This window comes from Candidatus Anaplasma sp. TIGMIC (genome assembly GCF_028204095.1).
GTDB lineage: Bacteria > Pseudomonadota > Alphaproteobacteria > Rickettsiales > Anaplasmataceae > Anaplasma.
Map to the genome: position 1 here is coordinate 1 of NZ_JAQLOH010000025.1, position 16,073 is coordinate 16,073.

At 45.4% G+C, this 16,073-nt stretch carries 7 protein-coding genes and 1 tRNA gene; 3 read left to right on the forward strand and 5 right to left on the reverse strand.

The genetic code is table 11. The annotated features are described in order from the left end of the window. The first annotated feature begins 1,219 nt into the window (after nt 1–1,219). Nucleotides 1,220–1,945 (forward strand): biotin--[acetyl-CoA-carboxylase] ligase, encoded by a 726-nt coding sequence (locus PGW94_RS03335; RefSeq protein ID WP_271758637.1) that lies wholly within the window; start codon nt 1,220–1,222, stop codon nt 1,943–1,945. An 818-nt stretch (nt 1,946–2,763) separates the two neighbouring features. After that, entirely contained in the window at nt 2,764–6,885 is a 4,122-nt protein-coding gene (locus PGW94_RS03340) for a hypothetical protein (RefSeq protein ID WP_271758638.1), read from the forward strand. A 211-nt stretch (nt 6,886–7,096) separates the two neighbouring features. On the opposite strand, the gene uvrC is transcribed toward PGW94_RS03340, so the two are convergent. After that, entirely contained in the window at nt 7,097–8,929 is a 1,833-nt protein-coding gene (gene uvrC / locus PGW94_RS03345; RefSeq protein ID WP_271758640.1) for an excinuclease ABC subunit UvrC, read from the reverse strand. A gap of 352 nt (nt 8,930–9,281) precedes the next feature. Beyond that, a tRNA-Gly gene (locus PGW94_RS03350) sits at nt 9,282–9,353 on the reverse strand. Nucleotides 9,354–9,720: 367 nt separating this feature from the next. On the opposite strand from PGW94_RS03350, the gene purB reads away from it, so the two are divergent. Beyond that, complete coding sequence (purB, locus tag PGW94_RS03355; RefSeq protein WP_271758642.1) at nt 9,721–11,016, forward strand: adenylosuccinate lyase; 1,296 nt, start codon at nt 9,721–9,723, stop codon at nt 11,014–11,016. Between the two features lie 651 nt (nt 11,017–11,667). Here the strand turns inward: purB and PGW94_RS03360 are convergent. From PGW94_RS03360 to PGW94_RS03370, 3 genes are all read right to left on the reverse strand, one after another. Next, nucleotides 11,668–11,820, reverse strand: coding sequence for a hypothetical protein (locus PGW94_RS03360; protein ID WP_271758644.1), 153 nt, complete (start codon nt 11,818–11,820; stop codon nt 11,668–11,670). Nucleotides 11,821–12,814: 994 nt separating this feature from the next. Next, nucleotides 12,815–14,731 carry a molecular chaperone HtpG gene (htpG, locus tag PGW94_RS03365; protein WP_271758646.1) on the reverse strand — a complete coding sequence of 639 codons (1,917 nt, stop codon included), beginning with the start codon at nt 14,729–14,731 and terminating at the stop codon, nt 12,815–12,817. A gap of 89 nt (nt 14,732–14,820) precedes the next feature. Continuing rightward, nucleotides 14,821–15,429, reverse strand: a complete 609-nt coding sequence (locus tag PGW94_RS03370) for a hypothetical protein (RefSeq protein ID WP_271758647.1) — start codon at nt 15,427–15,429, stop codon at nt 14,821–14,823. Between the last annotated feature and the right edge of the window lie 644 nt (nt 15,430–16,073).

Here is a 16,073-nt window from a genome sequence, read left to right on the forward strand (position 1 = left end):
TTAATATAGCGGATTCCGCAGTACGTTTTTACGCAAAACATACTAACTTGAAAATCCGAGGCCGAATACTACTCAATTCTCCGCATTTCGTACCTTTATTAGGCCGCCTTCACGGGTCTCTGTGCAGAACTTGCTGCAACTAACGCCAACATAATTGAGCCGCACAAGCGCGTGTTCTCACATCATGCTGTGTCGTAACCACTCCACAGTTACAGGAACTGAGAATGCAAATTAGTTTTGTAGCAGATTATTTGTAAAACACAGATAGTACGCTATAAACATAGCGGTCGATATTTCACATAACCGTGGCACTGAATTCTATTTACCATCTTCATGATATGTGATTTTCTGTTTTCAGGGATAATCCCTAAAAATTTTGTCTTTGCAAAAATCTATCGGCAAGGAACAATGGATACTACTTTTCGCAGAGCATTTTTGTCTCTGCTTATTCACCACGAAGTGCGCACACTTTTTTCGCGTTCTCTATAATTCTGCAACAATGTTTAAGAAGCTCCAGATGTCGCAGCATCGAAAGTGCACTACCGTAGGGTATCCGGACTCAGAACTTTCGACTCGTCTACAATACGGCATGCTATAGGATACAAGCGCTGGAGATGTCGTGTGCATAGCACATTGTCACGCTATTATGTCTTTCCGATACACAGCTTTACTAGCGCAACCTATCAAAGATCGATGAGATTTAAATTTGCTGCCACGTATGAGATAATAGCCACGATTGCGCCTTACATTACTCGCACGCCATGGGTGCTGCCAGCTCTGTTGTTTCTTGGGAAAAACAGGACGACCCTTACTTTGCACAAAAATCTGCCATCCTGCTGCATTAACAGTGAAAATCATTTTTGCGGCCATTTTTTTACATGTTAACCGAAGCATCACACTTCGGAACGTATGTGTATGCATTCTGGAAATACTTTCTCACAGTTTTGTGCGCAGGACAGACACTTTTGGCGAGTCACACGCTAATTCCACTTATGTAGCAGACATCTTAGAACTACAAACTAACCATGCGTGATAGGTGCGATAGTAGGCACTTGAGGATTTTTAGTTTCAGACTATATTTGTATGCCGTGCTTTTTACAAAAGCAGTAATATGGTACCATTACACTCAGGTACAGAAAAAAGTTATGGAAAACCTAGAACGTATGCAGTTTCAAATTTCAGCTACGGTCAGAAAAATAACTACGGGAGGAGCCGTTAGATGAGGCCGTTCACTATACACGCTCTCGAAACAACGGAAAGTACAAATCTGGAAGCAATAGAATTAGCAGAGCGAGGTGCTCCGGGTGGTACCGTAGTGGTGGCACAAGAACAGACTGCCGGTATCGGTAGGCTAGGCAGGAGCTGGGATAGCCCTAGAGGCAATTTGTACTTCAGTGTTCTACTGAGAGAACACTTGCAGACCCACGCATTGACATTTGCATCTGCACTGTCCGTTGGTATAACGCTGGAGCAGATTTTTTGCGATAACGCGAAAGGCAGCAATGCATGGGAACTGAGGTACAAGTGGCCGAATGATGTCTTAGTAAATGGCAAAAAGATATCTGGCGTACTACTGCAGACCAAAGCACATGGAGATATGGTTCCATGGATTGTATGTGGTGTCGGGATCAACGTAAGCTGCCATCCGGAAAATGCAACATCTATGAAGTATCATATACCTAACTTAGAATTGCCTACTATGGAGTTGTTGAACTTAGTGTTGGAAAATTTCGCAAAGCTTCTTGATGTTTTTTCTGCATCAGGTTTCTCGGCACTGCGGAACTTATGGCTAAAAAAGGCTTACAAAATGGGTTCTAATGTGTGTATCACCACGAGGTCCGGTTCAAAACACGAGGGTGTGTTTTCAGACATAGATATGGATGGAGCCATGGTACTGAAATCCGGCAATGACATCCTGAAAGTCGATTTTGGCGAAATGCTCTGAGTACGGTAAAATGCGTGTGGTGATAATTGCTGTACCACAAGGTCTAGGCTGGAGTTTGCATGCTAAACCTGCCATTGCTAATGTAGCGTAGGTTTGAGAGGGTTTGCTGTAACAAAATCGTAGACCCAATTCTAGGATTTATCCGTAGGATGCGTTTCGGTTTACACTCAAGACCCTAAAACACCTAGTAATCATTCGCATAGAAAGCACCACAGGTTCAGTACAGGACATCGTTTGAATACGTCATTACACCTCTCATGAATACTCCTACGCAGTACAAAGAATTTTCCCCGGTAGATTACACTTCACAACTAGCAAATATCTCCCCCCCCCCTTATCACAGCGCTGTATTCTGAACGCCACTTGAACACATTGTCACTTTATGCATCGGCTTACTAATCATGCACCGCTAGAGTATGTATACAGCGCGTTGTTGTTACCGTACAATTCGCTGATCAGGGCTACGCTTGTGTTACAAACGTCGCAACTATAGTTCATATGACGGCGTGCACTCAGTTGCAATTTTGCACTCTTCCTTGACAATTGACAATGCTGCTTGATACCATCGTACAGGTGTGTGTGGCTCTCGTACTGGAGATTCACAGTTGCTAATCAGCTCGGCGCTATTGTCTGTTGTCCGTGTACCGCCGCTGTTTCTCGTGTATTTTGCCATCATAGCGCGCATTTGTCGCGCGCGTCGATCGGTACCTTGTCAGCATAGCACCTCGTCATACGAAATGCGCGCGAGGGGGGGGGGCTTGGCCCCGTCCGAAGTTCATGTCGTTCTGTTTTTAGGTACATCTATAGGTTCTTGAGATATGGCAAAAAGGTTCTTGAACGCTACTGAAGAGAGGATTGTAGCGCTAGTTAAGAAAGTAATGCTTAGACATAAGCCACCTACGGGCTTAAAGAGGGTACTCCTTAATGCGGCGCGGTACCTTAGCACGGGGGCTAAACCGCTGAACGCGCACAACCTATCATTGCTTGTCACCGAGGACTTACTGATAGATGTTACCGATGAGTTCGGGACCACAGATGTGTCCTCTTCGTTTATGAACGTTATGGCACTTTCGGACGAGGAGGTAATAAAACACTACGAGCACCGTGCTCCTATGTTCACGGACATGCTGCTATATGCAAAAAAACAAATACGTCGCGGGATTCTCACCAGCAAGGACTGGGGACTGGATACGTTCGCTAGCTACGTTGAAGACTACCTGGACACCGACGGTAGATACTACGAAAAATTCATAGCACCAGAACATTTGCGCCAAGCTCTCGAGATATTTTGGTCACCTGGTAGCTATAGGATTCTTTCTGTGAACTGGGTGCTTATGCGTCTTATTGCCGCAGGGTACATTGCAGTAGCATCGCGCCTAGAACATCCCTTGTGCAGCGTTGTGGTTCAGGACGCCGCAAAGCACCTGAAAGGGCCAGATAAACTGATAATTCGTGATTTAGTAAAACATGCCGATACTAGGACTCTGGAAGAGGTCTTAGAAAGGGAAAAGTGGTCTATGGTTAGCATGTATGGCGTGCTGCTGTTGGGAGCTTATGTGAATGAGATATCCACTGAAGTTTCAGAATCCTTCAAAAAGGAAAATAAGGGCCTTTCTCTGCTGCTTAGAACGTGTACTGCGCTGCTGATGCCTATTGGTAGCATGTCTATCGCTTTCTATGCCAGCTCCATGATAAGCTCCATCATTGATCAGTGGGCTAGACCTGCCTCAAGCGCTGTTTACTGCAGCATACTCAATGCTACAGCTGGGATTGCTGATAGTGCGCAGGCAGTCACATATACTGAGTTGGCCTATAACGTAACATCAGTGGTAGCCGAAGGTGTTAAGAACGCATTGATGGCTCTTGCGGGCAGCGAGGTTATGACACTAGCGAGAAGACTACTCAATGGCACAGACGGCTCGGGTACGTTAGCTGATAAACTTCGTGGGTCTGCCTACATAGCGTCTTCCGCCCTTAATGGCAACCTTAATACTACGGTACTTCCTTCCGTACAAAGAGCAATCGCTGACGGAATAAAGATGATCTTACCGAAAGCATTTGGTGAAGAGTTTACCTGTGAATCAGCAGAGAAGGTTGCAACGTGGCAAAGTATAGCTTCTGCGACGGGTGACTCAATGAAGCTTTCCAACATGAGTGCTGCGCCCGCATCACTGTCTATGCTTGTGGTAATGTACCTGTCCCTGCCGCTTATAGGGTTTAGTGAATACGTATCGAAGTGGTTAACAGGTAGGACAGCGAGTAGAGGGAGGGAAGGAACGTTTGTGGCACCGCCCAAGATGTCGCTTCTCTCCGGTGTCGTTTTGATAAAGTTGGCGCTTAATACTTTCCTTACGCTGACTCCTCACTTCTCAAACAAGCTTTTCTCTGCAGTTCTTGGTTGGTCATTGATTAGGCTGTACTTACCCCTATCGCTCATTGAGCAACCCTACAAGACCGCTGCATACTTCAACACAGCAGCGTCTGCTGCTTCAAGCTCAAGGAATGTGCGTATTGAGCTCGATAGTTGGAAATGCGTCGCTGCTGCACTTATATCCGTACCCTTTGAGTATCTGGGACACGTGCTAACAAACCTTCATATGGTGAATGGGGGGAGCAAGGTACCTGAACCTTGGATATCAGTGATAACCGGATATGTTTTCATAGTAAAATGCGCTAGGATTGCAGCAATGTTTGCACCTGTATACCTGGGTCGCAAGACTAAGGGCAGATTGCCTTACTCGTATCACTTCGAGAAGATGTTCTGGTACGATGGCGTTAAGGCTATTACTGCACCCCCGATGCTCATCTTGATCGATGCTGCTGCAGGCTCACAGTTTTACACTACTTTGGTGCTTGCAAGCGACGCGTTGGTGAGCGTGATCCCGGATATGGTGTGTGGCGCAAGCGTAGCTGCAATGAATAAGACTGGAGCAAAGCTTGCTGCGTTGGAAAACTTCATTTATACGACCCTCCATAACGGAGATACCATAGCAAAGCTTGCTGCCATTACCTCCATGGAGAGATTGCCTGGCAGTGCGTGCGGTGTACTGGAAAAAATACTGGAACGGCACTGTGGAAAAGATATAGTAAAAGACCTGGGCATGGACTTGATCGTGGATGACTTCGGGGGAATGAGAGAAGGCGACGAGCAAGATGAAGAGAGAGGTGTGCCGCGCAGTGAAACTGCGTTATCTATCGGCTCCTCAAGACCTACACCGCTGTCTCCTAGCATGAAAAACGTTTCGCATCACGGAAGTGCGTTTACGGTAGTGAGCTCTGGAAAGACTGATGCTGACTTCGCTGTTGCCAGTGGATTGCTGGTGAGTAGCCGCGGCGCAGGCCTTAGTCGGGGGCCTGGCAGCATGTCATCGCTACATCGCTCCGAAGGATCTGCTACGGTCTTTTCTAGTGTAGATCTAGGAAGATCTAGTGCAGTGTCGCGCACAGGCTCGTCCAGAAGAGGTGCGACATCTGGTGCAGGTACTATCGTATCAACACCACGCGCTCGTATCCGCAAACTGGAAGCGGACGATACACGATTCGACTATGAAAGCAGGGATTATAGAAGCTTTGGTGAAGCAGTCCAGGATATACTAGAGTATGATACAAAAATGCGGTCTAAAGCGGGGTCAACACTTTCCTTACGTAAATCTCAAAGCCAAGATCTCAAGGAAGTGGATTTAGATGGTATTAATGCATTACTGCAGTCTAAAGAGATTCAAGGTAGCATTGCTGATCTGAGTGGTAATCCTCTCGGTAACATAGGAAAAGTACTCAGGGATCTGGGGCACATCTACATGAAACGTGGTGACAGCCAAAACTCTGTGGGTAGGGCATCAGTGCGTTCAACAAGCGGATCACCGCACCACAGTAAAATATATATTGGGCCCGAAGAACAGCAAGAAGTTGATGAGTTGGATATTACTCCTGCAGACAGCTCCTCAGTACTCACTCCGTTCATTGCAGAGCAGATTCGTCGCATTGAAGGGGATGATGCTAGGGCGCAGCAAGCTCAGCAGCGGAGTCTGAAAACTTTGCGTCAAACAATTCCATGGGGCAAAAAGGAGAAATGTGACCCTGGAATCAGGGGTGAGGAACTGCAGTATGTATCTCAGCCTTTGTTCTCCTCATCAATTGATGAAGAGGAATGTGCACGTGGTTCAACCCCACATCGCATGGGCAGCGCTATGGGTAGGGAGTTTGCTCAGATCTCTCCTGTTTGTCGTGAGTTGGAACGCGGGTCGCAGCGCAAAAGTTCTTCTACTGCTGCCTCTCCTGTACACCAATCCGCTACTGAGGTGGATGCTTATCGCTCACCAGTACGTACCCATTCTGGCCAAGGTACCCGTGTCAGTTCTGTTTCGCCTGCACACAGTAGGATGAATGCAGCCCATACTGGCAGCTCTGCAAACGCCCTTGCGCCAGCGCGTCACTTCTCTGTGAGTACTTTATCTCACCCGGCGGAAGTGCGTGCAACAGTGAGCGGTGCAGCAGCTAGAGCAGATGGTTCTTCCGTACTCGGTACCGAAATGGTATCAGGATCTACGCATAGAAGTTCTAATGCGCATCGTTCTTCTGAAACATCAGCTCCGCGTCGTAAAGACGGAAGGAAGAAAAGGATGCGTCACGAGTCTGCAGGCGGCAGTAGCCCTTCCACTGCCATAACACGCTCATCGCAGCAGCTCTTTGCTGCAAGTGTCGGCACGCATCGTAGTAGAAGTGCTGGCATACCAAGCAGCATAGATATGGAACCTGCGTTTTGCAATCCTAATACTGGAGCGTTGTTCAGCAGCGTGGGAGATGTGGTGCTGCGTGGCGTATTAAGTGGCGGAATCACAGGTAGTGATCAACCACCAGCGCAGCACTTGACGTCTGTAGATTCAGAGGCGTTGATACCCGCTGGGAGATATGCACAGCATGCTTCTCATTGGCAACAGTAGTAGGTGACACGTAGACTTTGTCACTTAGTGGGACAGCAGCAGAGGGGGAATTTTCGCATTCGCACATAGTGTGTAGTCCTGTGTTGTTTGTGGTGATGCCTAGGGTTTAGTTCACTGTTACGGGTTTTGCCTCCTGCATGCGGGGTGGTGTGGTTATTGAAGGACGCTGAGATAAAAGTGTAGAGCAGTACGCGCGCCACCCTGTAGCCCGTTAATTCCCTAAGTCTCTCATGTTCTTTACTATACGCTCAGCAAGCTTTGGACCTATACCCGGTACCTTGCTAATCTCCTCAGTCCTAGCACCTCTTACAGTTTGTGCAGAGCCGAAATAAGCTAATAACGCCTTTAGTTTGGTCTTTCCAACACCAGAGGTACCACTTATACACTCTGAGGAACGTACATCTCTGTCTCTACTCCTTCTGTGGGCAGTTATTGCAAATCTATGAGCTTCATCTCGTAACCTACATAGAAAGCGCATAAGCCTGCTATGGGGATCTAGATATAATTTTTTACCATTAGATAAGTAAAATACTTCTGTTCCAGGTATGCGATTATTACCCTTTGCTATGCACGCAAATGTTATTCCCATATTGGTGAGCTTCTCTCGCACAGCAGTTATATGCCCGCGCCCTCCATCTATAAGTACAAAATCAGGTATTTCTGTGGTAATCTCGCTGAACCTTCTGGACATTACCTCATTCATCATGGAATAGTCGTCACCGTTATCAACAGTCTTGATGCGGAACTTTCTGTACTCCTGCTTCAGTAATCCCTGCTCCCCACATACTATCATCACCCCGTATGGGTGTGCTCCCGAAATATGACTATTGTCATACACCTCTACCCTCCGCGGCACTTTATTTAGGCCAAAAAATGATGCAAGCTCTCCCAACTCTAGCAGCAACTCCGCATTGTGTGCTCTATGATTTAGAGCCTCCATTGCATAATTACGCGCCATACCCATGGCAATTATCTCTTCCCTAGATTTAGGAGATCGCACCTCAACCTTACGAGAGGTAATTTTTTGCAACGCCGTGCTGAGTATTTTTAGATCGTTTCCCGGCCCAAGGTCTACATACACAACACCACGAAACTCCTCATGCATTTGTAACACAAACATGCTCACCACGTCTGCAGCGCTATCATGAACCGAACTCTCTACAAAGTACGCGGGGCTACCGCAGTTTACCCCATTCCTAAATGACACTATCTGCACACAATGTAGATCCTGACGACTGTAAACAGCGACAAAATCTGCCTCCTCACGCATACACATCTGGAATGCCATACACTCTTGCATTGACTTTAGCGCTTGTAACCTGTTACGGTACAGAATTGCGTTTTCATATTCGAGATTGCTACTAAATCTGCACATTTCATCAAATAACTCGCGCTGTATATCTTTGCTTTTACCAATCAGGACCTTGTGCGCCATGTGCACAGAAGTTGCGTAATCTTCTTCTGATATCTTTCCAACACATGGCGCAGAGCAGTTTTGCATTTCGTATTCTATGCACGGCCTATCCCTGGTGACAAAAAAGTGGTCTTTACAGGATCTTATAAGAAACGCTTTTTTGATTACCGATATTATATGTTTTGTCATGGCTGCTGACAAAAACGGTCCATAGCTTTTCCCTGTGATTATCTCCTTCTGCTTTTCTCTGCGGAGAAAAATGCGTGGATATTTGTGCTCAGAAAACGATACATAGGGGTAAAACTTATCGTCCCTCATTATAATGTTGTACTTTGGTTTCAGAGACTTAATGAGCTTGGCCTCCAACAAAAGCGCTTCGGTTTCATTTTCCGTTACGACAAGATCAAGCTTTGCAATCTGCATAACCATTATCTTCACGCGGCTTGACAGCCTACTAGGGCTCAGATAACTGCGCAGCCTGTTTTTCAAGTCTTTCGCCTTACCTATGTACAGAACGCGGTCTTCTGCACCCAGCATCTTGTAGATACCCGCAACGCTGCCTTTTACCGAAGATATCGCCTCTTTTATGGCCCTATGGGCACTATGTAAATGTTCTCCTGAATCTATCACTAATACCCCGGAAGACCCCCTTTAGAGCTAAAACTTATAGAGACACGTCGCACCACAACACGCACGCATTCCCGCTGCGCGGCGCAACAACAGACTGCAACATAGGTGTCATATCACTCCCGTCATGCCGCCATCGGAACAGAGAGCACCCAACACCTATAAGATACTATTTCGATGCACAAACAAGCTGCAAGAAAAAGTTTTCGTCTCGTACACCAAGTGATCTATCTGCAGCAAAAAACGCTGCCTGTACTCAAGAACACTACGTAACACAGGAGAGCACCTAGTGCCTACCTAGCACAAAGTACCAACGCCATATGTACCAAATCTCAGTTATTGAAAACGAAAAAAGAGCGGGAGAAGGGGTTCGAACCCTCGACCCCAACCTTGGCAAGGTTGTACTCTACCACTGAGCTACTCCCGCAATACCAGCACTACTGGGCTCACAATGATAGATTAGCGCGAATACTGAATCAAGAAAATTAATAAAATTTCGTTACACGGCGCACCATGGAGTATTTTCCTCACCACATATCCAAAAATAGCTCTACAAAAAAACAGAGTCGCTAATGTCATAAGTGCATATTCGTAAAGTTTACGGGCTGCAGTTTTATGTATACCCACTGCATTACTTCAAACCACTTCTCAACGTTCACCATGCCTCACTGCCCGTGAGAACTATATCCAAGCTTCTAAACTCGCTCCTAGGTCCGGGTTCAGACAATTTTGCTTGTTGCAAATTACCCACATCTATTGCATCATCAACTTAAGTAAAGTCATGTAGTCATTCTGTGATTGATAGGTACAGTATCCCCGAAATGGTCTCCATTTGGGAAGAGGAGAATAAGTATAGGATCTGGTTTGAGATTGAGAAAAGCGCTTGCGAAGCGCAAGTAAAACTAGGGGTGGTTCCGCCACAAATTCTCGATGGGTTGCAAGCGTTAGACAATAGCAAATTCAATACAAAAAGAATTGCTGAGATAGAAGCAGAAGTTAAACACGATGTAATCGCATTTCTATCTTACATTGCGGAGTCGACATCCACTGATATTAGATTTCTGCATTACGGCATGACTAGCTCAGACGTTTTAGACACATGTCTGTCACTGCAGCTGAAGCAGTCATGCGACATACTGCTGAAAAATATAGAGGACGTGCTTCTTGTCCTCAAAGAAAGGTCTGAAGAGAGTAAGTATTTGTTGTGCGTAGGCCGAAGCCACGGCGTCCATGCGGAGCCGATTACGTTCGGGCTCAAGCTTGCACGGTTTTACGCGGAGTTCTCTAGAAACCACAGTAGGTTGCTCAACGCTAAAGAGGAAATATCTATCTGCAAAATTTCAGGAGCCATGGGTAACTTTGCCCATTTGGACCCGTTTGTTGAGGAGTACGTTGCTAATGCACTCGGGTTGGTGCCAGAGACAATATCGTCACAGGTGATCTCGCGAGACCGCTATGCAGTGTTCTTTGCCACTTTAGGCATCATAGCGTCTTCCATGGAAAAAGTGGCTACTGAAATGCGCCATCTGCAGCAGACTGAAGTCCTCGAAGTAACCGAACCTTTCACACCTGGACAGAAAGGCAGTTCTGCAATGCCACACAAACAGAATCCTATTTTGGGCGAAAACTTGACCGGCTTGGCGCGCGTCATTAGAAGTTATGTTATGCCTGCAATGGAAAACGTGGCTCTTTGGCACGAGAGGGATATATCACATTCGTCAGTAGAGAGGTTCATAGCACCAGATGCTTGTGTGACACTAAACTTTGCCTTGGTAAGATTGGCTCATCTCCTACGAAATATGTGCATAAACAAAGACAGAATTCAGGCAAATTTGGATTCCTCGAAGAACATGATGCTATCACAGCGCGTTTTGCTAGCATTGATAGACTCCGGAATAAGTAGAGAGAAGGCATATAAAATAGTGCAAGACTGCGCAATGGATAGCTGGAAATTGGGCTCGGATTTTGTTGATAACGTGAAGAATCACCCTCTATCAAAAGACTGCCTGACAGACATGGATGCGCTATCAAACCTTGGGTACTACACCAAACATGTTGACTTTATATTCAACAAAGTATTTGGAAATTAAAACTCGTTGGGGCGTTGTCTTTTCGTGAAGTAGCACTTAGCATGTGTGTGCCGTAACCACTGTGCAGTATTGGTCAAATTTTTCCACGTACGCGTAATAGGTATGGATACCCCCGAGCCGTAGTGATAGTGGCCTCAAACCTTGTTTTTCCGTGGAACCAAAGCCCAGACTATTCTTAGGCTTGAGATATACTGCTCCTCAAAAATGCTAAATTGTACTAGAACCTGAATTTAAACAAAAAAGTTTTTCTACGTTGCGACTACCGGAGTGTGTGAATCGTTTTGCCAATTTCCAGTCTACACACAAATAAATAGAATTTGTCTGCGAAAACGCTATGGATAAAAATAGGTCATAACCTAAACGCCAAAAGGAAATACTTTAACGCTATGTTATAGAGATTTTGAGATGAGTTACAAAATGAGCACCAGACCACAGCTTAAACTGCTACCACATTTCTGTGCTGGCCAAGAGTAATGCCTCTGTATTGAAGCAAATTATAACAAAAGCTAGCTTCAAACACGTAGCAAGACTGCAGATATGTTCTTCAAGCATTCCTGTAAAATGCAATAGGCCTTTTACCATGTCTCCTATGGAGTGAACAATACATAGCGGCGTCTACGTCCCAACAAATGCTGAGCCATTCGGCTGCACTTAAAATACCGTCCTGACCATAAATCTTGATATAGACTCATCTATGCGTTGAAAGTACCCTTCCCTTCCAACGCAGACATAGGCGCATGCAGCAACTTCAATGTTTATATCTGAATACAAAGCATATAAGCACCTTGCACTGGCCTTTTCCACGAAAACATCATGTACTTAGTTGTATGTAATCTGTAACACTGAAGAAATCTGAACAGTCAATTTAACTTAGCAGGAAAGATCAGTAACAGCGCTCTCTATACACACTCAAAATAACTACATAAACACGCACTGCAGAAACATACGTCACAAAAACAGAATTCCGATATAAAACAGTATAACATTGTTTAACGCTCACTTAACAGACAGCGCATGACAGAAACGTCAGAAATACGTTTTATAACACGGACAAATTAACCGTATTCAACACAAAGTAATGCGTACATCGCGCCAATGCAAACACTACCAAGTACAAATTTCTACAATGAAATATCCAATCCCGGCACAGAAAATTTGAATATCCCTATTGACTAGAGATCACACTGCATATACAATGCGGGACAGCTTGATTAAGAAATTAATCGGCAAATCGGGGCCCTGCTCTACGGTCAATGCATAACCATTAGGTAACACACACACTTTATCTTAGTAGAGCGGGGCCACCCGAACTCGCCTACCGATACGAGTATACCTCTTTTCTGTTAATCATCAAGTGTTTTTTGGCATTTTCGTGTCCTTTGCGCAACTGTACGTGTACGCTTCGTTGCATAAAAACACAAAATTTGCCCTAATATACACACATGCGGCATCTGCACGCGGTGACATTGTTGTAGCAGTGGCTTTTGTGTGCGAAATGCATCAGCACATATATACAATTACAACAGCAATCCTGCGTGGTCTACAAGGTTGTTTTCAGCAGCTTCCATGCTCGATACAACAAACCCCCGCAAATTCGCGTGTTGTAAAAGCACAGAACCACAGGACCCGGCAAAAAAGAATACGACCAGGCGTTGGACAAAAAACGACTAATGAACCTGTACACCAGCCCACACTACATGCGCGCAGCGGATTTCGAATAAAGAGCCTTAAGGCATGCCAAGGCCAGCACCACATGAGACATGACTTACTGCTAATACGAGTCCCAACACTATAAAAGTTACTCGCTGCCACCCGTAAACGCTCGCCCAAGTATCTGGTTCATACGACCTGCAAAATCGACTGTGCTTCTAACCTCTTCGCCCTCCATTATGCAGGCCTGGTCAAACATTAGGTGAACCACGTCCTCTAAAAACTTACTCTCACCACGCTCCTGGTATTCCCTCATGAGATTAGTAAACACATCATGATCAACGTTAACTTCGAGAATGCGAGTACCCTTATAATTTAACTGCTTCTGCTCGCGCAGAAATCTCTCCATTCGGATATCCATAGAGTTATCAGGCACCGCAAGGCAGACCAGGCTAGTCGTTAGCTTACTAGACACCTTAACATCACTAACGGCCTCCCCTAAGACCTTCTTCAAATATGAAATGAAAGCGTCTATCTGTTCCTTCTGTGTCTCATATTTGCTCTTACTCTCGGCTTTCTCCTCGCCATCACCATCAGAACTACTTAAGCACTTCTCTAGATCTTTCTCCCCTACCCTAGTCACAGATCTAAGAGGCACACCCTTATACTCAGATATCACACTAGTCCAGAAGTCATCCACAGGATCCACAAACAAGAGAACTTCCACGCCGCTACTCACAAGCTTCTCTATCTGCGGGCTACTCATAGTAGATTCTAGATCATTGCCGGTAAGATAAAAAATGCTCTCCTGCCCAGCTTTCATCCTTGAGATATACTCACCAATACTAGTGAGCCCCTTCCCACTGCTGCTACTGTGGAACCTACACACTGCAAGAAGGCCCTCACGTGATTCCGTATCCATGCTCTCACACAAGCCCTCTTTGAGCACAGGGCCAAAATTCGCCCAGAATTTGCTGTAACCTTCCTGATCTCCCTCAGCTCTCTCTTTAAGCGAGGAAAGTATCTTCTTAGTCACTGAACTCTTAATCTTTTCTACTATCCTGTTGTTTTGCAGCGTCTCCCTACTGATGTTCAAAGGCAGATCTGAAGAGTCTATAACACCCCTGATAAACCTAAGGTACTGTGGTACTATCTGCACGTTGTCTTCCGTGATAAACACCCTATTCACGTATAACTTTACCGAACATCTCCTATCGGGATGAAAAAGATCAAAAGGTTTTATAGAAGGTATATAAAGCAAGTTTGTATACTCGATGGAGCCCTCGTTTTTATTGTGAATCACCATCCAAGGATCACCGCCTATATGCGCCACTGAACGGAAAAACTCCCTGTGCTCGTCTTCAGTAACTTCAGCCTTAGGCTTAGTCCATATCGCTACGCCACTATTGAGCTTATCCTCCTCTCCCTTCTCATCCAAGAAGTACACCGAATAACCTACATGATCAGAATACGTAGTGATTACGTGCTCTATGCGGAACTTATCCAAAAACCCTGCTTCCTCTTCTTTCAGAGTCAATGTTACCCTGGTTCCCCTTGCGGCACCCTCACCCAACTTTTCTATGGTGAATCCATTATCGCCAGAAGATCTCCACCTGTACCCTGTATTCTCTCCTGCCCTACATGTATCAACTATAACCTCATCCGCAACCATGAACACGGAGTAGAAACCTACGCCAAACTTACCTATAAGGTCATATCCTTTTGTCTTACCATCACCTAAAGCTTCCAAAAATCTCTGGGTTCCGGAGCTAGCGATAGTCCCCAGATTTTCTATGAGCTCCTTACGATTCATGCCAACCCCGTTGTCGAAAACGGATAGCTGCTTCTTATCCTTATCTACGCTAATAACTATCTTCAGCTCTTCGCCTTCCTCAAGTAGATCATGGTTGGACAGAAATTCGTGACGGATCTTGTCGCACGCGTCAGACGCGTTTGACACCAGCTCACGGAGAAAGATATCTTTGTTGGTGTACAGAGAATGCACAACCAAACTTAATACCTTACCTACTTCTGCATCAAACTTTAACTCCTCAATATCTGACACAACACCACCCCCTTCGATGCGCTCATACAATTCAACAACGTAATCTAATTACTCAAGACTTTATTTTCAAGAGGCCACAGAACAAGATCTCATTTGTATATGTGTACTCTAGACAAATTCTCCACACTCCTTTTCACTTCGGCATTTGTTAAGGGATCCGCAAGTGCCTCTTTTGCTATTTTACCGGCTTCTTCTACTTGTCCCTTTTTAATCTTAATGAAAACCAGTGCCTCTCTAGCAGACGATCTATAAACAGAGTCCTTACCGGATATAAGCTTATAAAGCCTGTCTTCCAACTCCTGGCTAAGATCCCCCTCTCCCACTGCAAGAATTATGCCAAGATACTCGGCAAGTTCACGAAATTCGCGCCCTAAGCTCATGTCCTGAGCAAGATTTTTATATAGACTACGTGCAGACGACACATCACCCCCTCTCACGTGATGTGCTGCCAACCTAAATTGCGCCATGCGCGCCATAATTCCTTTCGCTTCACCTGAAAGATCTCCTAATTTTTGTACCACTTGCCTATAATCCCCCTGCAGGGCATCATACATGGCATCTCCCTCTTCCAAGCGCTGCTTCTCTCTCTTGCCCTCAAGCACAAATGCAATCCCCGAAGCACACAGAGACAGCAAAACCACAGCTATCACAACGCCCCTGTAGCGAACAAGAACTTGCCCAATCGTTCCCCTATCCATCATCCGCTCCCAACAACTCAGCCTTTAATGTAAAGGCACGGATTTTCGCAGTCAATCATTTTAGGTCTACTACCTATGACCAGCGCCCACAGCAATAACTTTGGCCACAGCGCAGATGTTAGGTATGCATTATGTAGCTGCATATAGCCACATTGTAGAGTACTTCTAGTTTGTGTTGCGCAGAAATTTACACAAACTGTACGTGTCACAAGTCATCAAAACTTCACACTACTTCAAGAAGGTAAGCCACATGTTTTTCCCGCCGGTGTCCGTAACTATTCCTTTTACACATCTAACAGGATTGATAGACAGCATTCGCACATGGCACCTTTGTGATAGCAGCTTTGAACAAGGACAAAGAAAAACCACTGTGCGGGTATGCAGTTAAGGCATTACAGGCAAAATATAAAAGCCCACAGAACATTAAGACACATATCTGAATGGACTATTGTGAACACTAAGGTGACTAATAGTCTTGTTTGGGTTTTGGACTGGACAAAGATCGAAGGAGAGTGTTGAAGGACACTTGGTGGAAAAGGATTTGAAAAGTGTTGACAGAAACTACTGGCTCCAATCCGAGACTGGCGAGGTAAACGTCACAGGGTTTAGGCCGAAGAAGAAGTTGGCTTTGACGGCATTATTAT